Below are 19,961 nucleotides of genomic sequence, written 5' to 3'. Positions count from 1 at the left end.
ATTCAGGCGTTAGGCCGCTCGGATGCAAATGAACCAACTCAGCGCATCAACAGCAGCTCGATTGAACCGTGCATTGATTGCTGCTGCGATTGCATTTGTCCTCTTGATTCTCATGCAAAAATTTGGGATCCATGGCCGCCCACTCAGAATTGAATCGCCGGCATCCTGGGCTTCCGTGGCACGCAATATTCCAAGCGTCTGCTTTCTGTCGGCCCTTGTCGGTGCCTTTTTCTTCTTTTTCCCGCGGGCCAGCGAGCAGTGAGTACGCGGCCTAACAATTCATTCAAGCCGAAGCCGCTTCGCGGCTCGGCTTAATTCAGGCGTTAGGCGCGATATGCGAGTCCTGTCATTAACCCTCATGCTCTGCGGTATGTTTATCGTGTTCCTTGGCGGGTTCATGGGTGCATCGTACTTCTCGAAGAATCGCCCCACCCAGCCAAGACCACAGACAGGCCAGACTGTCTCATTCAACAATCATGGCACCGTCACTTACATCAGCAGACGCGACGATTTCATTTACAACTTTGGCTGCCTCACCGGCATTCTTATCGGATTCTTAGGTGCCTCGATCCATGTTCGACACAGTTCCGGCCGGCGGAATCGCGCCTAACAATTCATTCAAGCCGAAGCCGCTTCGCGGCTCGGCTTAATTCAGGCGTTATACGGCAGCGCGCTGAGACTCCCGCAGCGGAGAGAGTGACGAGGGCTACGGCGGTCAGATTTGCCTGACCCCACGCAGCAACATTGGCCGACTGCCGCTCCGGAAAAATTTCTGCTAGAAAAGCGGTGCGACGCGTCGTCGCAGAGCTCGCTCTGCAGCGTCGCGTTGCACCGCTCTTCGGGAAGCTCGCCGCGGCGTCTGGGCCGGGCGCGCTGGGCGGTCACGCGCTGCGCGGCCGGGTCGCCATGTCGGACCGACCTCGACCAGGCATCCGGGGCGCTGCCGTATAACCACTCGTTCAAGCCGACGCCGTTTCGCACTCCGTTTGAAAGGTCTGGTCGGGCCACCGATACTGGCCCTTACAGGCTGCGGTCGGCGCGGCTTAACTCAGGCGTTAGGTGCCATATGGAGTATCTCGCAGCTATAGCCATTGCAATCGGAAGCTGGCTGGGCGTGCCCGGCGGTTCATGGCAGCCGAATGCTCAAGTCGTGGCTGAGGCTAGGTCGCAGCTTGAGCCCTATGTCGCGCGGAAAGCCCACTCGGCCGGGGAGGTTCTCCCAGCCTGGGACAGCTATACCTTCCAGTACCAAGGGCAGGACCTCCATGGCAAGAGAGTCATTCTTGTCAACGCGTTCTGTAGCGCACCGCCACCCGATGCTGCTACGCACTTGGTGGTCGCTTTCGACGGCGGTCCGTGCTTTTTCCGCGCCTACTGGGATCCCATCGACAAGATCTACATAGGTGTCGGATTCAACGGTCACGCGTGATGGCACCTAACAATTCATTCAAGCCGAAGCCGCTTCGCGGCTCGGCTTAATTCAGGCGTTAGCGCCCTAATCAGTCCTGACACACTGAAAATGTCCTTGGAACCTTTATGGAATTCACTCTTCACCTTCCATCCAATGGTCGCTTTGATCCAAACGGGCACTTTGACCGATCGCGAGCAAACTACGTGATGATGGTCATTGATTGCTTGATCAAGAGCAATGACGTCGCACAACGCGTTGAATGCACGAATGGCACCATTACGTCCAGCAATCCTCATCTCGGCCAGCTGCTTCATATGCTTCGGACAGCAAAGCTGTTCGACTCTCTTATCCTGCAAATGCAAGATCTCTTACACGCCGAAGCGAATTTGAATCGGAATGGCGCCTTTATCATGGGCTCACTGAGAGCCCGCGTTGGTGGAGTCGAGTACGGTTTCGCGCTGGCGGAGTTGAAGGGCCCACCAGATTTCACATGGGAGTTCACGCGCGAGTGACCGACCGGGGCGCTAACAATTCATTCAAGCCGAAGCCGCTTCGCGGCTCGGCTTAATTCAGGCGTTAGCTGTCAAACGAGACCACATGGACGCTGACATCGCACAAATCAAAATGCTTTTGTGGGCCATCCTCGGCCTGCAGGTCTTCTTTATCGTCGGCAACATTCTTTGCCGCATTGTTGGCTGCGGAGAGCGCAAGAGCCCGAACTACAACGACCTTTGGCAGCGAGGGAAGATCGACGAAATCCTCTCTAAAACCAAAGAGAGGCTTGAGACTCATCCTCGCGACGTGGATGCGCTCTACTTCAGATCTAAGGCACTCATTGCCAGTGGCCTGCATGAGAGCGCTCGCCGAGCCATAGAGGAGCTTGTGCGCGTGGAGCCGTCGTTGGCTAACGTCGGCAATGATTGGCTCTCAGCCTTAGACAATCCCGGCAATGACAGCTAACAATTCATTCAAGCCGAAGCCGCTTCGCGGCTCGGCTTAATTCAGGCGTTAGGCCCGCAGGAGACGCATGGACCGCCCTCTAGGTGTTGCGCTACTTTCCATTGGACTTGCCACATCGCTGGCTGGCTGCAATCGCTTTGACACGATGCGGTGGCGAGAAGAAGTATGGCTGCATGACGGCACATTTATTCATGTTGACCGTTATGCCGAGCGAAGAGCTGGAGGCTTCCCAAACTCAAGGCGCGGCCCGATCACCAAGCAAGAACTCTCCTACCTGCCGTTGCGGGTCAAATGGAATGTTGAAGGCACGTCTGAGCAGACGGTTTCGTTTGACGTCATCAAGGGGGTACCGTACTTGGTCGCAATTCTAAACGTGGACAAATCCGAATTTTGCTTGGGAAAAAGCCCCGGCAGTTATGTAGCCCGCTATTTCACTTGGAAGAACGGAAAAAAGGTCGAGATCAGTCGCAACGACATTCCTCTGGAACTTATGCGCAAAAATGTAACTGGGGTTTCCCAGTGGGGCCTCGATCGCTCACGAGATCGCTCATACATCTCCTGGGCAGCGGTTCGGATGGATACCGGGCAACGCTTGGATGGCCCGCCGATGCTTCTAACTGAAATGTTCAAACAAAATAATTGGCTAGTATGCAAATAGAGTGGCTCGCGCGCGGGCCTAACAATTCATTCAAGCCGAAGCCGCTTCGCGGCTCGGCTTAATTCAGGCGTTAGCCCGCTATGACAGATCGTCTCGACCAGTTGCTCAAGATCGCTGACGGAATATCGCGTGGAGAGGTACCCCCGTACCAGCAGAATGAGTGCTTCACGGCTGGAGCCTACGATCTTCTGCTCATCAAGGCGCATGGCGCTGAGGCATTCGGCCTTCTACAAGCCCTGTGCGACAGATATGACTCTGCGCTCGCGTCCGGAATACTGCCGGGGTACTTTTATCTTATTGCTCAACTGGCACGTCAAAGTGACACTACAGAAATGCCACGGGGCTTGGCGGCAGTCATGGCTGCACATCCAGAACTCGCAGGTGAGCTTGGTGCCTGGTATCGGCGCGCGGGCTAACAATTCATTCAAGCCGAAGCCGCTTCGCGGCTCGGCTTAATTCAGGCGTTAGGCCGCAACACATACGCTGCTAGGCGTTGAAATGAAAATCGATAAGTCAATTCCAGGCTATACAGAAATGAGTGACTGGCCCATGCCGGTCACAGGGCTTCTTCAGATCTGTGCCATTGGTTGGTTGCGGGATGGAGCGACCTATACAGTCGACCTAGAAGATGCCGGAGGAAATCACTTCCCATTCTTCTTCGACAAGGCTCTTGGCCGTTTATGTTTCGGCTGGGACGAAATTTCAGATAACGCCGGGTTCATAAAACGCGGTAGTCGCCTTGAAATGGAAGCGTTTGCTGCCATCGAGGATGAGATTCTTCGAAGGGATGATCTCGTGGAGCTGAAACCTTTTTTTGAAAAGGCTAAACATTGGGCGGGTACGAATGTCTAGCTCATATTGGAGCCTTGGCTTGGCGCAAGCTATCAATCATCAGATATCGTCGCAGCGGCCTAACAATTCATTCAAGCCGAAGCCGCTTCGCGGCTCGGCTTAATTCAGGCGTTAGGCCTCATCCATGCATCTTCGAAACGTCAGCATCGCTCTGCTCGTTTGTGTGGTGGCCTCCTGTGCGACGGTTTCGCGCCCGCCCTATGCCAAGCCCGTGACCCCTCCGTTGGCTGCAGCTTCGTGCGCCCCATTGCCGGAAGGGCTAAGGCTCTATGGAGGCGTCCCTTTTGCTCAGGTCGAGGTGCAGGGCAGATTTCCTCTGCAGCACCTGGAACGCCACTTCCTTGAGACCAACAATCATCTGTGGGTCCACTTCCGGGAAGACCTACGCCCAACCGACCTCATCTTCGAGTACGTCCTTGACGATGAGTGGGAGGACGAAGGGAAGTTCTACCAGAGGCATTCTGGAGGATTGACCGCGTTCCGTAATGGCTGCACTGTCAGAACCGAGCAGGTCTGGACCACATGAGGCCTAACAATTCATTCAAGCCGAAGCCGCTTCGCGGCTCGGCTTAATTCAGGCGTTAGGCCCATGACAGAGCTCCTGCTGTTAGCCCTGGCAACTGCAAGCCCACCCGGCCAAGAGTTGTCGCTCGGGAGCATCGTCCTTGGTCAATCAGAAGCATCAGTGGTCGAGCTGCTAGGCCAGCCGCAAAGCCGGACTGAGGGCGGTTCCGATTACTTACCAACCAAGCTGTCCTATCCGGGCTTCACGGTGCTGCTTGATGAGCAGGGCGTGGGCGGGCTCATCAGCACCAACGGGAAATTTTGCACTCCTGCCGGGGCTTGCCCGGGGATGGCCTATGCCAAGGTCCAGCGTATCTATGGCGCGGCGCTAGTCACAGAGCTCATCAAGGGCTCGCCGGTCGGATATGTTTACGGCGAGGGTTGCTGGTTAGAGTTCACGCAAAAGGCAGGAAAGGTCCAAACCATCGAGGTTGCATGCTCTCCGTGATTGGGCCTAACAATTCATTCAAGCCGAAGCCGCTTCGCGGCTCGGCTTAATTCAGGCGTTAGGGGGCACACGGATGTTTTCACTACTACTCGGTTTTGCGGTTGCAAGTGCATCGACTCTCGGCAGTCCTGCCGCAGATCAATCGGTCGTTACCTGCACCGCTTCGCGCCTGCGGGGCTTCGTTAGCCCCACAGGTGTTCGTGCCGCTTGGCCAATTGCCGCTCAACTGCCAGCTTCCTTGGAAAGCAATTTGGGCTTTCCGCTCTCCGATCAGGGCAACTTTGAAGATGGCTATAGCCACTGGCTGCTAGTAGACCAGCAAGCTGCCACGTCATATGTCGTTCAACGGGGCGGATTTGCGGGTGGTCAGACTGTCTATGGCCCACTCCCGGTTGCCGCCTGTTCTCAGGTGCCCCCTAACAATTCATTCAAGCCGAAGCCGCTTCGCGGCTCGGCTTAATTCAGGCGTTAGCGCCCTCATAGAAATGTCACGTAATCGGATCCCAAAAATCGGACTCGCGCTTGTACTGGCATTCTTTGCCTATTGCGCTGTTGTCGTTGGAGACTCTGGCTCCGTCACCGGCGGACCGAACGAGGTCTTGGGCGTTTTTGGCACGGCGCTCATGCTCGGCGCGATCCTTGCCACGTTTGCCACAATCTACATCGCCGCTCGTCGTGCTCACCAAGCCGGGAGTTGGCTTTGGTTCTTCGGCGTTATCTTCATGTGGCCCGCGAGCTACCTGTACACGCTCGCCGTTAACCGTCATGGCTGATGGCGCTAACAATTCATTCAAGCCGAAGCCGCTTCGCGGCTCGGCTTAATTCAGGCGTTAGGCCGCTACCAGGAGTTCCCGAATGGACGTCTTGAGCCTATTGCCAAAGAATCCACGCTTGATCCGCGCAGCGAGCATCTGCGCCTTAAAGGATCAGAACGAGCAAAGGCGGCTCGTATTGGCCGCGCTACGTTTGCGCGAGCGGTGCTTGCACATTCCCTACTACAAGGCGATGGACGAGAAGTACGGGATGGAGTGGTGGCTGGACATGCCGGCGCTGCTACCGGAGGCGGGCACCCCTCCCGCCGACTTAACCGACACGGAGCTGTCGGACTCCCAAATCCCGCCGGTCATTCGGTGACGCGGCCTAACAATTCATTCAAGCCGAAGCCGCTTCGCGGCTCGGCTTAATTCAAGCGTTAGGCGGCAATGGCTTACTTCCTCATCGTGCCGACATTTATCCTCTGGCTGCTTTTCGCAGCCTCTGCTGTCCTTGCGGCCAGGTTCGTTCCGCGCCTAGCACCCTTGTACCCCTACGCTTTGCGCATTTCGTTGTGGGCTACGCTGGGCTTCCTCGCGGCAAATGCCATCCTTATTGCATTGCTGGCGCTGGGCTTCGTAGTGCTGGACAGTCCTGCTGCCTCGCCATCCGTACCTCGGGATGTCGCACAAATCGCATGGGGGCTCACTGCTCTTGGCGGGCCCGTCGTAGCATCTGGACTGGGCTGGCTAGCCGGCTGCATCTTCGGCGCTCTTCTTGCATTTATTCGAGCGCGTCGGTTGCCGCCTAACAATTCATTCAAGCCGAAGCCGCTTCGCGGCTCGGCTTAATTCAGGCGTTAGGCGCCAATGGAGGCGGCAATGACTGCCAAGGAAATTCTCAGCACTTACCTGCACGTCCAGGACGGCGGAAAGACTGTCGCCATTCCTGCTGCAGAGTCATTCTGGGACGAACTGGCCGAGGGCAAGCATCCCGAACTGGATCAAGGGAGGCTTATGTGTGCTTTCACCTTCTCGGAGCCTTGGTCGACTTGGGAGCGTCATCCTGCCGGTGAGGAGTTGGTCATGTTGTTGTCGGGCGCTGCGACTTTCGTGCTCGATGAGTCTGGCCAAGAGCGCTCGGTGTCGCTGAGCGAGCCGGGGTCATATGTTCTAGTTCCCCAGAACGTTTGGCACACTGCCAAGACTAGCGTTCCAACCACGATGCTATTTCTTACACCAGGCGCCGGCACCGAGCATCGGCCGGTTGGCGCCTAACAATTCATTCAAGCCGAAGCCGCTTCGCGGCTCGGCTTAATTCAGGCGTTAGGCCGTGGAAACAACTTTCCCTTGTCCTCATTGCAAACAGCCAGTCCCAGACGGGGCAGTTGATGCGCGCCGCATCCGCAAATCGTTCTGCCCGCACTGTCGTGCTCCTATAAAATTTCGCTGGCTGACAGACTTAGCTGGGTACTTTGTCGGATTCTCGGCAACGATGGCGCTCATGTTTCTCCTTAAGCCCTTATGGTCACCTCTCGTCGTGCTCAATTCGTACGGGAGCATAGACAGGGGCGCCCCCAAGAACCTGCTATTGATCATTCCAGCTTTGGTCGTTTTTGGCCTGGTAGAGCGACTTTTTCATAGCCGCTTTGGCTCTCTTGTTCTGGCCAATCCCCACTGGCCACGGCAGCTCTCGGTCGCGGAGCGCAAACTCATGCGCCAACACAATATCTGGTGCAATGACGAGTACTTTGCGTGCGGCGAGATGCATTTTGATACGCTCCAACAGGCTATTGAGTATGCGCGCACCCAAAAGCCCCGGCCCACGGCCTAACAATTCATTCAAGCCGAAGCCGCTTCGCGGCTCGGCTTAATTCAGGCGTTAGGCGCCAAGGGGGAAGTTCTTGGACATTCGCGTTGATAACCTGGAAAGCCCTGAGGTTCTCGCATTGCTCCGCGAGCATCTCGACTCCATAGCACCCACCGCTCCGGCGGAAAGCCGCCATGCTCTAGATCTTAGCGGCCTCCGTAGCCCTGACATCACCTTTTGGAGTATTTGGGATGGCCCCGCGCTGGCTGGATTCGGCGCGCTCAAGCATTTGACTGAGTCGCACGCCGAGGTCAAATCCATGCGCACTGCCGCTTCACATTTACGGCAAGGTGTGGCTTCGCGGATGTTGCAGCACATTATTCAAGAGGCGGCTGCACGCGGCTATTCGAGACTGAGTTTGGAAACAGGTTCAATGGCGTTCTTTGAGGCCGCGCGACGCTTGTACATCGCATTTGGGTTCACTCCATGCCCGCCTTTTGGCAGCTACAAGGCCGATCCAAATAGTGTGTTCATGACCGGACAGCTACACGAGTTGGCGCCTAACAATTCATTCAAGCCGAAGCCGCTTCGCGGCTCGGCTTAATTCAGGCGTTAGGCCCCATGAGTTTGATCCGCCGTATCGCACGATTGCTCTGTGCCCTAGCCATTCTTGTGGCTGGCCCGCTTGCCGGCATCTCAATTGCTATCGCAATCTTCATAGCAACTGGCATGCTCAGGCCCGGAGAGCCAATGTATGTCGGGACAAGTACTCCAACACTCGGGCAAGCCCTTCTCCAGGCCGCCACTTGCATTATCACCACAGCCGGTCTCGTCTATGCTTGCCATAAGGTCACGCCAAATGCCAAGCACACTGACGCACCTGGCGCTGGGGCCTAACAATTCATTCAAGCCGAAGCCGCTTCGCGGCTCGGCTTAATTCAGGCGTTAGATGGCATGAAACAGAATGTCGCAACCCTATTGATCGTTCTCTTTGCCTTCTTTTCCGTGGCAAGTTTGGCCCTGCTCGGCGGCATTGTGAGACAAGGCCAAGTTCTAGGTACCGGTGCAGAGCTCGCGCAAGCCACTCTGAGCCACGATGACAAGGTTCACATCGTTCTGAGCCGCGTCGACGATTTCGGCAGGTATCGGAAAATCTCTGACCAAATAATCACTGGAAGGACAGGCACCCTGAGGGGCATGGCTGGTCTTTCCTCCATCGCACAAACAAATATCCGTTACTTCAGCTTTGGCCTATTGCTCTGCCTGACCGGGCTTCTTGTCACTGGCTTGGCCATGTACCTTCGCTTGCGTTCCTGCACACAACAGCTCGCTCGTGCAGATCGCAAGGCTGCCATCTAACAATTCATTCAAGCCGAAGCCGCTTCGCGGCTCGGCTTAATTCAGGCGTTAGGCCTCTTGAAATAGTCTCATGCGACTCACTAAAGCACTCTTCCGCCTCTCAGACGTGATCGCCTGGCTTCTCGTTTCCGTCTCGATAGCAGGCGCGGTTCTTCTGCCGGTTGTCGCGACATCGGGCCCAGAGCCAACCTCATTGACGGGGGCACTTGCACTGTCAGCTATCGGACTTGTCGTTGCGGCCGGCGCTTACGGCATCACACGTCGCAGAGCTTGGTCGTTGGCCCTTATCGCCCTACCCGCTATTGGCTCCGGAGCCTCTGGAGATCTCTCGTTCGCCCTGCCATATCTCGTAACCGTCCTGCTAGTCTTTGGCCTCCCGTTCCTGCTGGCCTTTCTCGAGGCGCGTGGTCGTGCATCTGGCGGAGAGGCCTAACAATTCATTCAAGCCGAAGCCGCTTCGCGGCTCGGCATAATTCAGGCGTTAGAGCGCACTGGAGTTTCTCGTGAGCTGGAAGTCGGCGTTACCCATCCTCCTTGCTGCTCTATCGTTTGCGGCGAGCGCGACTGATCACAGCCAGATATATGACGCGATCTCGCATGTGTCCTGCGGGAGCTACGACTCAGGTGCATACCACATAACCATCGACACCCGAGATGATGTCGTGCTCATCTATGCCAACGATCTTATGGGCGAGCCATTTTGGATCTTAGAGTCTGGGGTTCGCGAGTCACGGGAGTTAAATGTCATGTCGTGTGAGATCGACATAGGGCAATGCGCAGCATCAACCTCTGCTTCTTTGCAACTTCATCGCCGAGCCTTCGGAACCATGGACGGTGAGCTCACTTACGAGAAGTCCCGCGGCGGCAAGACCACGATCAGATTCCGTACCAAGCCGCAACCCATTCCAGGCGGGACACTTTGTGGTTAACGTGGTGCGCTCTAACAATTCATTCAAGCCGAAGCCGCTTCGCGGCTCGGCTTAATTCAGGCGTTAGGCGCAAATGATTCCCACGGTAGCCTCTCTCCACAGCTTCGACATCTACCGAGATGGCGGCTCAATGAGCGCATCTTTCCGGGATAAGGACGGGGTGCTTCACCAACTTGTATTTCCGATCGATCTCTATGTTCGACATGAGCTTCATCGCCTCGGATATAAGCCACCCGTCTTAGAGACGTTCCAGTCAAACGACTACACGAGCCCCGTAACCGGCGTGACTTATCCAAGTTGGCGCTTGGAGTCCACCGATATCACTTGGGAGGTTGCTCGTGGCCTACTGCGAGCCATGGCACCGCTGGTTGACGGGTTCGCAACTGACTACCCAATCGTTTATCCAACCATGGTTGATATTGCTGCGTCAGATGGCGTCGTTGGCGCCTAACAATTCATTCAAGCCGACCACCACTTCGTGGTGGCGGCTTAACTCAGGCGTTAGCCTCAATGAGACTTCTCATAGCTTTGGTTCTATTTGCGGCTATTGCACCATCCGCGTCCGCGAAGTGCGGCTTCCGCTTCTTTGTTGTCTCAGGAGTGGTGCTTGATGCAGCCGGCTCGCCTGTCTCTGGTGCCCTGGTTGGCGCCTCATGGACGGAGCACTCGACTCCCACTGGCCCCGCCATGACCACTACCGGGCCTGACGGTCGGTACTCCATCCCCATCAGAGTCGACACCTACTCTGGCTCTTCGCTCCTGACCGGTGATAAATGCCAGGGGCAGCTCAAGCAAGTGTCAGTGTCAGCCCATAGCGCTACTCACCGCTCGGCGTTCACACTGGTGCCGGTTACCCGGTCAGAGATTAATATCGAGCCGTTGCACATCGACACCCCAATACAGCGTGAGCCCCTGTGGCCTGACGAGGTTGAGGGCTAACAATTCATTCAAGCCGAAGCCGCTTCGCGGCTCGGCTTAATTCAGGCGTTAGGCCGCAACGGAGAGTCTATGCAGCGCAACATGGATCTCATTCGACAAGTTCTGCTGTCTGCCGAGGCAGGGCCTCCTTATCCAAGCATCGAGGACTACCCACCTCAGGCAGTTCGGTATCATCAAATGCTAGCTATAGACGCTGGCTTGGCTAAGGGCCTACACCGGACATACCAAGAGAACGCCACTGACATACCTGATGTGGTGGTGGTCCAAGGCATCACCTGGCAAGGGCATGATTTTCTGGCTGCGGTTCGTGACGACAACAATTGGGCCAAACTAAAGAAGTTCCTGGTTGAGTCTGGCAAAGCAGTCACACTAGAGACTCTTATTGCGGGGGCCAAAGTGCTGTTCGGCTTTGCGGCCTAACAATTCATTCAAGCCGAAGCCGCTTCGCGGCTCGGCTTAATTCAGGCGTTAGGCATTGGTAGGCAGCATGTCGCAAACCGAAGATATTGAAACCTTGCTCAATGACCTTGTCCCTTTCGCTGAAAAGATGCTCCGGGAGCATCGAGAGTTTCTACCGTTTGGAGGGCACATCAAGCCCAGCGGAGAAATGGTCTTAGACGGTGCGTACAACGGAGACGGCCTGCCGTTATCGCAGGACCTAATAGACATCTTGCATGGCAGCTTTAAGGAAAAAGCAGAAAAGCATGAGCTGCGTGCTTGCGCCGTTGTCTATGACATCCGGACTATTCCACCAGGTCGGTCAAAAAAACAGGATGCTATCTGCGTCGCCGTTGACCATCTGAGTGGCTATTCCGCCCATATCATCTACCCATACAAATTCACGCTGCTAGGCAAGCTGTCGGTTGAGGAGGGCTATGCGGTTCATGGTGACGCGGCTGTATTCTCCCCTGCCAATGCCTAACAATTCATTCAAGCCGAAGCCGCTTCGCGGCTCGGCTTAATTCAGGCGTTAGGCCCCATGGCAGAGCGAATCGTCAACTGTTCCAAGCACGGCCGAAATGGCATTGGCCTTGCGTGCGCGCACATAGCCCACGCGATCGACACGGGTGAAAAAGTCGGGTTCTTCTGGCAGGAGGTCGGCGATACGGGGCGACCGGATGCTTGGTGCCGCACCTGTGAGGCGCACCTCATAGAGCACGGAGACACAGAGGAGTGGTTTAGCCTGGCCGACTTTAAGATTCTATGCGTCGGCTGTTGGGATGAGGCAAAAGCGAGCATCTATGATGGGGCCTAACAATTCATTCAAGCCGAAGCCGCTTCGCGGCTCGGCTTAATTCAGGCGTTAGGCCGCATGACAAGACATCGCGCTTTTGGAGCTCTTGTGGCGCTGCTGTCGGCGGGCTGGCTAGTACCGCTCTGGCTTGCCGGCTCCACCTATCTATCGTTCTGGCGCGCTGAGGGATGGCCGCTACTCCAGGGCAGGAACCCCGCCAATTCCTTTCCCTACTTTGACTTCGCTCAGAACTGCTTGCTGGCCGCTGCGGTCTGGCTTGGAGTCGTAGTATTTTTCTGGTCCTACATTGGCTACACGGCCTTAGCTCGTCGGCGTGCGGCCTAACAATTCATTCAAGCCGAAGCCGCTTCGCGGCTCGGCTTAATTCCGGCGTTAGGCCCCATGCCCGAGACCCCTTGGTACGACAAATCACCGATGCCCATCCCGGCTGCCGGGGCGTTCCTATTCGCGCTTGGACTAATCGGCGTGCTTCTCGGAGTTGTCCTTCCTAGCACTATCGGGGTCCGTGAGATTCTTCTCACAGCCTGTGGCCTCCCATGCCTAGTGCTTGGAATTGTTTATATGATTTTGGGACCAAGGGCTGTCCCGCATCTTGGCGAGCCACAAAACGCTCGTACTTGGCGCGTCCGGTACTGGGGGTCGCTGTGCGCGATTGGTGCTGCCCTGTCTTGGGCTGTCCGGTTGCACAATGGGGCCTAACAATTCATTCAAGCCGAAGCCGCTTCGCGGCTCGGCTTAATTCAGGCGTTAGGCATCACAGGGAAGTACACCGCCGCATGATGTGCTTTAGAGCCATTCTTCTCGCAGTGTTACTGGTCGCCCTCGGCGGATGCGCCTCGTCCCGCTATGACTCTCTTGTCGGGCACGCCGTGACAATGTGCAAAGAGCTCAATAGCCCGGACGCGGGGAAGGCTGGGGGAGAGGCGCGATTCTGGCTTCAGTCGGAGCGCGCTGAAGCATCTCGTAAGCTATGGAATCCTCGCGGCCTGGCCGCGGTCGAGGCCCAGCAAGCCAACCCCGGCAGCCCGACGGATCGTGCTTGTCTTGCCCAGCTTCACCAAGAGGCATCCACTCGCCAACTCGTGCGAGAGTGATGCCTAACAATTCATTCAAGCCGAAGCCGCTTCGCGGCTCGGCTTAATTCAGGCGTTAGGCCCCTAATCGCGACCGGAAACTTGATGAAAGCTCTCCGATTGTTTCTGCTCCTTCTGATTGCCAGTGGTCACGGCCAAGCTGTTGCAGCCGACCGGGCTTCTCCCACTGAGTCACCTCATGCTCAAGCAATCCGCTTGGTCATGGAGATTCGGGCGGATGAGATTCGCAAGCTAGATAAGGACCCGGACTGGTGGCATGACACAAAGGAGCGCGCCTGGTCGGCTAAGCGTCCTTTCGGCCCTGGCGTCGTTGATAGCACCCATTACTTCATGGTCAGCTATGCAATTGACGGGCACGTCGTCGGTAGCTGGTCTGTCAATACTCGCACCGGCCAAGTTGCCGGCCCGGGCGAGTCACTTCGGATCGAGTGACGGGGCCTAACAATTCATTCAAGCCGAAGCCGCTTCGCGGCTCGGCTTAATTCAGGCGTTAGACGCGCAGGAGGATTATCGGCATGACGCTAAAGACACTTCCCGTATCGGCTACGGTTGCGGTTCTTGTCGGGCTGGCCCAGGCGTACTTTTTGCTCCTGTGCTGGGCATATATCGGCGCCTATAGCCCGTTGCCTCGCTGGCTCATTGGGCTTGGGCTGCATGGCCCGTCGCTCCGAGCCGTTGTGCTAGTCATTGATTTCCTTACAAGCGTCATTTTGTGCATTCCAGCCGCGCTTGTGCTTCTCCGGCTCCGCCCTGCAAAAATTTGGCTGTACTTGGCGCTTGCCGTCGTTCCCTCGTTTGTATGGCTCAACTATCACCTTGTTGGCACCTCGAACCTTGGGGGCTTTGTCCTTGGCTGGCTGCCGGAACTGCTTGCGTTGCCGGGGGCAGCTTGGCTTCTGCACTTCCTGGGTATTTCGGGCGCGTCTAACAATTCATTCAAGCCGAAGCCGCTTCGCGGCTCGGCTTAATTCAGGCGTTAGGCCGCTTTCCGCAATCGAAAGTGCGAATGTTCCAATGATGACTCTTCTTGCCGTGCTGATGCTGCAAACGCTTGTGGCTGCCTGTCTGGGAATGGCGGCAAAACTTCATATAGGCGCCTTTCTAGTTTCGACGGAGTGCTTGAAAAGCCCAAAGGGGGCGACACGGTATTACTACCGGTACGTGCTCTTCAATTTCCACTACCTTATTTCGCTCTTGTGCATGCCTGTTCTAGTCGCGCCATTCACGGAGCAGATCAAGGCGCATCCCGAGCATCGCGACATGTTCATATGGCTGTACTTGGCGATCTGTTTGCTGCCCGCCTCGCTACTGTTCTACCTCGAATGGCGCTCGATCGTATGGCACGATGAGATCAAGCTAGCTGCCCGCGAGTCGGCTAAAAGGTATTGGAGGTAGCACTGTGGGCAACACACAGGCGCGGCCTAACAATTCATTCAAGCCGAAGCCGCTTCGCGGCTCGGCTTAATTCAGGCGTTAGGCGCCTATGCAGGTCAATCGCATGCCAAGCCCTCAATACTTGATCGCTCACGCATGCTTTGATTGCCGCAAGAGCTTCAAGGTCGCACCACGTCCGGAGTACCAGGCAGTCTGCCCAAACTGCGCCGGCCACTTGCACGAAATGGGCCGTTCGTTCAAGGCGCCACCTGCTGCGGACCTGGAGCAATGGGCCAAGGTACAAGCCCTGTATAACGCTGGCTTCCGTTTATCCAGCTATCGCGGGTCCGGGCCGTCGTTGCCGGCAAGGCTCTCGGAGGTAGAGGCTTTCATCCGCGACAATCCGGCGCATCCACTCCGCGTGGCGGCGCCTAACAATTCATTCAAGCCGAAGCCGCTTCGCGGCTCGGCTTAATTCAGGCGTTAGGCCGCATGGATACCAACGCACGCACTGTCGCCTGGATCTTTCTAGCCATCGACTTCACCGACCTAGAGAGAGCGTGGCTGACTGACATTTTGCACGCCGCCGACGCAATCAATCACGCCGTGCCCCTTGAGCGTGAGCTCAAATCCTCCATCCAATTTCTTACAAGTCACGGCATGATCATCAAAACAGGCAAGTCCTTCCGCGTTACCGAGCTTGGCCGGGACATGCTTAAATCTGCGCATGATGGGGCCGCAAATGTATTCGGGGTTTGGCGAGCGCTTGAGGCGCAAATCGCGAGCCTCGGTGCGGCCTAACAATTCATTCAAGCCGAAGCCGCTTCGCGGCTCGGCTTAATTCAGGCGTTAGGCGGCGGATGAAGGTACTAGCTGTAATTTTCATTGCCCTGCTTTCCGGCTGTGCCACGCATAGGGCACCAGCCGATGTCACCCTCGAGTTTGTGCCTCGGACTGACGGTTCACTGGACGGCGGTGGCATCTGGGCCGTTGACGGCGATCTATTCCCTGCGCCCGTTCCTTCGGTTGCTCTACGCGCCGGCAGACGCACCATCGGCTATTCGTGTCCTGGCACGTTGTTCGTAGATTGGCCACCCGAGACCCACTATTCCTTCCTGGCCGGCCGGACATATACCATCCAATGTGACGGCAGCAGGCCCGTGATTGCGCTCAAATAGCGGGCCGCCGCCTAACAATTCATTCAAGCCGAAGCCGCTTCGCGGCTCGGCTTAATTCAGGCGTTAGGGCCCATGGATCGAGCACTCAAAGCCATACTGATTTCGCTTCTGGTTTTGGTCGCGGCCCCTGTGTGCGCGTTTTTCGCCTATGACCGGCTCGTGTTCCAACCGCGCCTTCCGGCCGTCCATGCGCTCCTGGCCCGAGCAGATCCCGAGGACCGTGAGCCGCCGCCCCTTATCCAGGATCTGATAGCGGCGATGCACACTGGAGCCTCATCGCCCTCTGTTCCCGTTGCTCGCTCACTCTTGTTCAAGGTGCATCCGCATCCCACAAGTGGGCCTCTCGGCTGGCACCCCAGATTCGCCCTGTGGCAAGCACTTGTTTCGCTGCACCTGAGCCGGGCCGAGATTATTGGGCTGTATTCGTCACTCGCATATAACGGTACAGACCATGGCCTCAACAAGCTTTCCCTTCGCACATTCCATAAGCCATTAAGCGCTCTATCCGCCAAAGAGGCGGCCACCGTTGTGGCAACAGCATGGGGTCCGGTCTATTACGCACGCCATCCGGATAAGTTGGCCGCCCGTCGTGACAAGTTGCTGGCGGCGGTGCAGCATGGGCCCTAACAATTCATTCAAGCCGAAGCCGCTTCGCGGCTCGGCTTAATTCAGGCGTTCTCGTAATTGTTGCGATTTAGGAAGGCGATTGAGACCGACCGGTCTCGGGTTCGCTTGCTTCTGACTTTTCGCTCCCCCTCCCTCGGCGCAGGTTTGCCAGCGCACGCGCCTTGCCGTCTGGTGATTGCGGGCCAGTAGATCGACCACCGTGGAAACGACAACGGCGTTTGCCGGGCTCGCTCAGGGCTTTGCAGGGAAGGCCGTCCCGGTGCCTTCGCGCTCCACAGGGCACCCGCCGCGATTGTTTTGCATTGTTCTCAATGGCCCCGAAGTCATACGCGCGCGCGTCGTGTCGATTAATTCCGGCGCTCGCTGCCGGAGTCATGGGCCTTTCTATTTTTTGATTGTTTATTCCGGTCAGCGCCGCCCATGCCGTCACGATGGCGTCGATCACCGCACTGTTGGTCGCCACTGCCGATCCTGGCCGATGCTGCGCCCGCTTGGCTTCGATCACTGCCAACGCCTCCGGACTTGGCATGTAGTCCACGCGTCGCAGCCGCGCCCGCCGCTCCCGCTGCAATCGGGCTAGGTGTTCAAGGTCTTTGCTCAGGTAGCCGTCACTCACAACACGCTCCCGCTTGGTAAGAATCTATAAAGGACTACGGATGGCGTAGCAGGCGAAGGGGCAAAAAGGCGCCTAATCGCTACGGATGGCGTAGCGGTCACGCGGCCTTTTTCTCTTCATCGCTACGGATGGCGTAGCGGCCTGCTACGGATGGCGTAGTGGCATTGCGTTTTTTTGGCGGCCGCTTAAATGGCTCGCGTAGCTCTTTCCATGTACCCGGCGCAGTTTTGGTCGGTTGCGCGCACGTCAGCTTGCCCCCGCAGTCATCGATGGCGTGCCACGTCAGCGCGTAAAGACTGGGGCCGAACAATCCGCCCTGCCGGGTCAGCAGCAGGAAGCCGTAGTGCCTTAGCTCCCGCAGCGCGTTGCCCACCGTGTCCGGCGAACTCCATCCGAAGGGCCGCAGCAAGGACAGCGCCGCGCTCAGGTCGCCGTTGTTCCGTCCGTTGTATTGGCGAGCCAAGTCCACTAGCAGCTTGATTCCTGTCCCACTGCATTGCCGCCAGTTCCCGCAGTCCTGCACGGCATGGGGCAGCAACGTGAAGCTCCCAGACTCACGCCGCCCTTTGTGCCGTTGTCTACTGCGCGGCTTCATCGCACCACCCCCGCTACCCCTGTAGCGGGCGGGGCTATGCGCGGGGCTGCAATGCCAGCCCCGGTGCGCCTGGGATCGGGCGTGAGCAGGAAACCGCGCGCATTGCGTTGCCAGCCGGTGGCCAGCATCTCCGCTCCGGTCATGCATCGGCGGTCAGGTGCACCCACAGTGCCAACGCGATGCCGGTCGAATCCACGCACACTGCCGAAGTAGTCGCCGCAGGTAGGGCACTGGCAGCGATTGCCGGTCAGGCGTGGGCCGGTCACCGCGCGCCGTCCTTGACATCACGCGCGGCGATGCGAGCCTGACACCACGCGATGATCTCGCTTTCTACCCAAGCGCTGGAGCGCTCACTGAGTTTCACTGGCGTTGGAAAAGAGCCTGCTGCTATGGCGCGGTAGATAGACGATCTGCTTTGACCTGTTCCGGAGATCACCTGCGGCAGTCGTAGCAACCGAACATAGCTATCCCCTCCCGACTGCGCCGGGCTTCGATAAACGCTCATATTTTCCCCTGTTAGCGTTGCGCGCTAAGCGCAGCGAGCCATGCAAGAACGGCCGTGTCTGGATAGCGGACAGCAGAGCCGATGCGGACAAATGCGGGGCCGCCGCCATCGCGACGGAGCTTTTGCAGCATTGCAGGGGATAGGCGCAGCCGTGCAGCCACGTCCTTTTCGGTCAACAGAGATGCCGCCTGTTCCGGCGGAAGGATCATAGTTTGGTCAGCCAACACAAATTCCTTTGTGAATGGCCAGGCACGGTTGCAGCCACCAACGGCATTCCGTAAGGTGGACAGTGAAGAGGCGCCCGGGTGCCCGGCGTTTTAACAAAGTGGTGGCACTGAGCCCTCGCCGTTACAGCGGCGGGGGCTTTCCATTTCTGGCAAGCCCCATGGGTCAGCGACACCACACCTACGACTTGCCCCCCTCCGCACGGCCGGAATGGTCGGCGCGGTCGGACTTGATGTTCATGCGGGTGCGGGCAAGTCGTGATTCAACGTTACATCAAACGATGTGCGGTGTTCATAGGAAACAAAAAAATTTGGGACCGCTGGGGCCCTTCGCACGGGCGCCCTCTCGTCGTCGCCACGCGGAGCGCTAGGCAAAACCTGCCCCCCCCAACCCTCACAGCAGGGACAGAACGGGCTGAAAGGGACCGCGCCAGCACAGTTGGGTACGGCGTTCGTTCCGGCTAGGCGACGCCTTCGATTGACTCAATCCCCAACTGCCTGATGCGGCTCACCTTGCTTTGCGCTTGATCGCAATGACCTTAGCGCCGGTCCGCAGGCCGTCCAAGTAGTCCGCCCACGCCTGCATCATTGTCTTGCGCTCAGCCATGTACTGCGCGCGGTTGTAGGCGGCTCGTACCTTGTTCCTCTCGGCATGGGCTAGCTGGCGTTCGATCACATCCGGCTGCCAGCCAAGCTCGTTCAAGCGCGTGCTCGCCATCGCGCGGAAGCCGTGCCCGGTCATCGTGCCGCTGTCGAAGCCCAGCCGCCGCAGCGCAGCGTTCACGGTGTTTTCGCTCATTGGGCGATCAGACGTGCGCAAGCTGGGGAAGCAAAAGCGCCCGCGTCCGGTCAGCGGATGGAGCTCGCGCAGGATCGCCACCGCCTGGGCTGGCAACGGCACCACGTGTTCCTCGCGGGACTTCATCTTTCCGGCCGGGATGCGCCATTCGGCCGCTTTCAGGTCCAGTTCTACCCATTCCATCGCGCGCAAGTTGCCGGGGCGCACGAACAGCAGCGGGGCCAGTTTCAGCGCCGCCGCCGTCGCGGGCTGACCGATGTAGGAATGCAGCGCGCGCAGCAGGTCGCCCATTCTGCCCGGATCGGTCACGGCCGCGTGCGACTTGGAGACTACCGGCGACAACGCGCCGCGCAGGTCGGCCGTAGGATCGCGCTGGGCGCGTCCCGTGGCGATTGCATAGCGGAATACCTGCCCGATGCGCTGCTTCACCCGGTGCGCGGTTTCGTGGCGGCCGTCGGCTTCGATCCGGCGCAGCGCGGCCAGGACCTCCGGTGCCGTGATTTGCCCTATGGGCAGCGTGTCGAGCGAAGGCACTAGCCCTAGCAGCCATTCGGTTTTCGTCACCGTGACGGCCGCCAGCTTGCCCCGTTGCTTGTCGAGCCATTCGGCCGCGATGGCCTGGAAGCTATCGGCTGTCGCGAGCTTAGCCGCCACCTTGCGCGCCCGCTTGATCGTTGCGGGGTCGTGGCCGTCGCGGATCGCAGCGCGCGCCTCATCGCGTCGCCGCCTTGCTTCCGCTAGCGATACCTCGGGAAAGACGCCAAAGGAAAGCAGACGTTCCTTGCCGCCGTGGCGGTACTTCATCTGCCAGTAGCGCGCTCCGCTTGGCTTGGTCAGCAGGAACAATCCGCCACCGTCAAAGAGCTTCCCCGGCTTGCTCGCCTTTAAGGCCGCCACCGTGAGATTGCCCGTATTCGCCGCCATCGCGTTACCCCTAGCCGTTACCCCCAGCGGGGCCAATTACCCCCAACGTTACCCCCACAATGAACCGGCTGCAATGGGACGCCCCGGA

26 protein-coding genes are annotated in these 19,961 nt (G+C 57.9%); 19 read left to right on the top strand and 7 right to left on the bottom strand.

The annotated features are described in order from the left end of the window. The first annotated feature begins 28 nt into the window (after positions 1-28). The 9 genes from ACXJJ9_RS03860 (at position 29) to ACXJJ9_RS03820 (ending at position 6,923) form a co-directional block, all read left to right on the top strand. Positions 29-262: a hypothetical protein gene (locus ACXJJ9_RS03860; protein WP_457095899.1), complete on the top strand. Its 234-nt coding sequence runs from the start codon at positions 29-31 to the stop codon at positions 260-262. Positions 263-1,536: 1,274 nt separating this feature from the next. Next, positions 1,537-1,923 carry a hypothetical protein gene (locus tag ACXJJ9_RS03855; protein WP_457095898.1) on the top strand — a complete coding sequence of 129 codons (387 nt, stop codon included), beginning with the start codon at positions 1,537-1,539 and terminating at the stop codon, positions 1,921-1,923. Between the two features lie 85 nt (positions 1,924-2,008). After that, complete coding sequence (locus tag ACXJJ9_RS03850) at positions 2,009-2,371, top strand: tetratricopeptide repeat protein (protein WP_457095897.1); 363 nt, start codon at positions 2,009-2,011, stop codon at positions 2,369-2,371. 67 nt (positions 2,372-2,438) lie between these two features. Next, the gene (locus ACXJJ9_RS03845) at positions 2,439-3,029 is read left to right on the top strand and encodes a hypothetical protein (protein WP_457095896.1); all 591 of its coding nucleotides are present in this window, start codon (positions 2,439-2,441) and stop codon (positions 3,027-3,029) included. A 498-nt stretch (positions 3,030-3,527) separates the two neighbouring features. Beyond that, positions 3,528-3,881 (top strand): hypothetical protein, encoded by a 354-nt coding sequence (locus tag ACXJJ9_RS03840; RefSeq protein ID WP_457095895.1) that lies wholly within the window; start codon positions 3,528-3,530, stop codon positions 3,879-3,881. Between the two features lie 589 nt (positions 3,882-4,470). Next, positions 4,471-4,893: a hypothetical protein gene (locus ACXJJ9_RS03835; protein ID WP_457095894.1), complete on the top strand. Its 423-nt coding sequence runs from the start codon at positions 4,471-4,473 to the stop codon at positions 4,891-4,893. A gap of 485 nt (positions 4,894-5,378) precedes the next feature. Further along, positions 5,379-5,666, top strand: coding sequence for a hypothetical protein (locus ACXJJ9_RS03830; RefSeq protein ID WP_457095893.1), 288 nt, complete (start codon positions 5,379-5,381; stop codon positions 5,664-5,666). A gap of 82 nt (positions 5,667-5,748) precedes the next feature. After that, positions 5,749-6,027: a hypothetical protein gene (locus tag ACXJJ9_RS03825; RefSeq protein ID WP_457095892.1), complete on the top strand. Its 279-nt coding sequence runs from the start codon at positions 5,749-5,751 to the stop codon at positions 6,025-6,027. Between the two features lie 500 nt (positions 6,028-6,527). Next, positions 6,528-6,923 carry a cupin domain-containing protein gene (locus ACXJJ9_RS03820; protein WP_457095891.1) on the top strand — a complete coding sequence of 132 codons (396 nt, stop codon included), beginning with the start codon at positions 6,528-6,530 and terminating at the stop codon, positions 6,921-6,923. 310 nt (positions 6,924-7,233) lie between these two features. Here the strand turns inward: ACXJJ9_RS03820 and ACXJJ9_RS03815 are convergent, their stop codons facing one another. After that, positions 7,234-7,431: a hypothetical protein gene (locus ACXJJ9_RS03815; RefSeq protein WP_457095890.1), complete on the bottom strand. Its 198-nt coding sequence runs from the start codon at positions 7,429-7,431 to the stop codon at positions 7,234-7,236. A 118-nt stretch (positions 7,432-7,549) separates the two neighbouring features. Here ACXJJ9_RS03815 and ACXJJ9_RS03810 point away from each other — a divergent pair, with 118 nt between their 5' ends. From ACXJJ9_RS03810 to ACXJJ9_RS03765, 10 genes are all read left to right on the top strand, one after another. Then, on the top strand, positions 7,550-8,059 hold the full coding sequence (locus ACXJJ9_RS03810) for a GNAT family N-acetyltransferase (protein WP_457095889.1): 510 nt from the start codon (positions 7,550-7,552) through the stop codon (positions 8,057-8,059). A 350-nt stretch (positions 8,060-8,409) separates the two neighbouring features. Then, positions 8,410-8,814, top strand: coding sequence for a hypothetical protein (locus tag ACXJJ9_RS03805; RefSeq protein WP_457095888.1), 405 nt, complete (start codon positions 8,410-8,412; stop codon positions 8,812-8,814). A 503-nt stretch (positions 8,815-9,317) separates the two neighbouring features. After that, positions 9,318-9,743, top strand: a complete 426-nt coding sequence (locus ACXJJ9_RS03800) for a hypothetical protein (protein WP_457095887.1) — start codon at positions 9,318-9,320, stop codon at positions 9,741-9,743. A 1,008-nt stretch (positions 9,744-10,751) separates the two neighbouring features. Further along, positions 10,752-11,102 (top strand): DUF2513 domain-containing protein, encoded by a 351-nt coding sequence (locus ACXJJ9_RS03795; RefSeq protein WP_457095886.1) that lies wholly within the window; start codon positions 10,752-10,754, stop codon positions 11,100-11,102. Between the two features lie 67 nt (positions 11,103-11,169). Next, complete coding sequence (locus ACXJJ9_RS03790) at positions 11,170-11,604, top strand: hypothetical protein (protein ID WP_457095885.1); 435 nt, start codon at positions 11,170-11,172, stop codon at positions 11,602-11,604. A gap of 1,511 nt (positions 11,605-13,115) precedes the next feature. Continuing rightward, the gene (locus ACXJJ9_RS03785) at positions 13,116-13,463 is read left to right on the top strand and encodes a hypothetical protein (RefSeq protein WP_457095884.1); all 348 of its coding nucleotides are present in this window, start codon (positions 13,116-13,118) and stop codon (positions 13,461-13,463) included. A gap of 83 nt (positions 13,464-13,546) precedes the next feature. Further along, positions 13,547-13,999: a hypothetical protein gene (locus ACXJJ9_RS03780; protein WP_457095883.1), complete on the top strand. Its 453-nt coding sequence runs from the start codon at positions 13,547-13,549 to the stop codon at positions 13,997-13,999. 46 nt (positions 14,000-14,045) lie between these two features. Further along, positions 14,046-14,426: a hypothetical protein gene (locus ACXJJ9_RS03775; protein WP_457095882.1), complete on the top strand. Its 381-nt coding sequence runs from the start codon at positions 14,046-14,048 to the stop codon at positions 14,424-14,426. Positions 14,427-14,897: 471 nt separating this feature from the next. Beyond that, positions 14,898-15,206 carry a hypothetical protein gene (locus tag ACXJJ9_RS03770; protein ID WP_457095881.1) on the top strand — a complete coding sequence of 103 codons (309 nt, stop codon included), beginning with the start codon at positions 14,898-14,900 and terminating at the stop codon, positions 15,204-15,206. A gap of 449 nt (positions 15,207-15,655) precedes the next feature. Next, positions 15,656-16,210, top strand: a complete 555-nt coding sequence (locus tag ACXJJ9_RS03765) for a hypothetical protein (protein ID WP_457095880.1) — start codon at positions 15,656-15,658, stop codon at positions 16,208-16,210. Positions 16,211-16,277: 67 nt separating this feature from the next. On the opposite strand, the gene ACXJJ9_RS03760 is transcribed toward ACXJJ9_RS03765, so the two are convergent. From ACXJJ9_RS03760 to ACXJJ9_RS03735, 6 genes are all read right to left on the bottom strand, one after another. Then, positions 16,278-16,826: an HGGxSTG domain-containing protein gene (locus ACXJJ9_RS03760; protein ID WP_457095879.1), complete on the bottom strand. Its 549-nt coding sequence runs from the start codon at positions 16,824-16,826 to the stop codon at positions 16,278-16,280. A gap of 97 nt (positions 16,827-16,923) precedes the next feature. After that, positions 16,924-17,364 carry a hypothetical protein gene (locus tag ACXJJ9_RS03755; RefSeq protein ID WP_457095878.1) on the bottom strand — a complete coding sequence of 147 codons (441 nt, stop codon included), beginning with the start codon at positions 17,362-17,364 and terminating at the stop codon, positions 16,924-16,926. 53 nt (positions 17,365-17,417) lie between these two features. Then, positions 17,418-17,687: an FDXHR family putative zinc-binding protein gene (locus ACXJJ9_RS03750; protein ID WP_457095877.1), complete on the bottom strand. Its 270-nt coding sequence runs from the start codon at positions 17,685-17,687 to the stop codon at positions 17,418-17,420. Then, positions 17,684-17,926 (bottom strand): helix-turn-helix transcriptional regulator, encoded by a 243-nt coding sequence (locus ACXJJ9_RS03745; RefSeq protein ID WP_457095876.1) that lies wholly within the window; start codon positions 17,924-17,926, stop codon positions 17,684-17,686. The genes ACXJJ9_RS03750 and ACXJJ9_RS03745 overlap by 4 nt, the downstream gene beginning before the upstream one ends. Positions 17,927-17,937: 11 nt before the next feature. After that, positions 17,938-18,135: a helix-turn-helix transcriptional regulator gene (locus ACXJJ9_RS03740; protein ID WP_457096154.1), complete on the bottom strand. Its 198-nt coding sequence runs from the start codon at positions 18,133-18,135 to the stop codon at positions 17,938-17,940. Positions 18,136-18,658: 523 nt separating this feature from the next. Further along, a complete protein-coding gene (locus ACXJJ9_RS03735) occupies positions 18,659-19,873 on the bottom strand; it encodes a tyrosine-type recombinase/integrase (RefSeq protein WP_457095875.1) in 1,215 nt (404 codons plus the stop codon). Positions 19,874-19,961: the final 88 nt, after the last annotated feature.

The sequence above is a fragment of the Lysobacter sp. P5_B9 genome (genome assembly GCF_054049835.1).
This window is presented reverse-complemented; position numbering and strand designations above follow the sequence as displayed.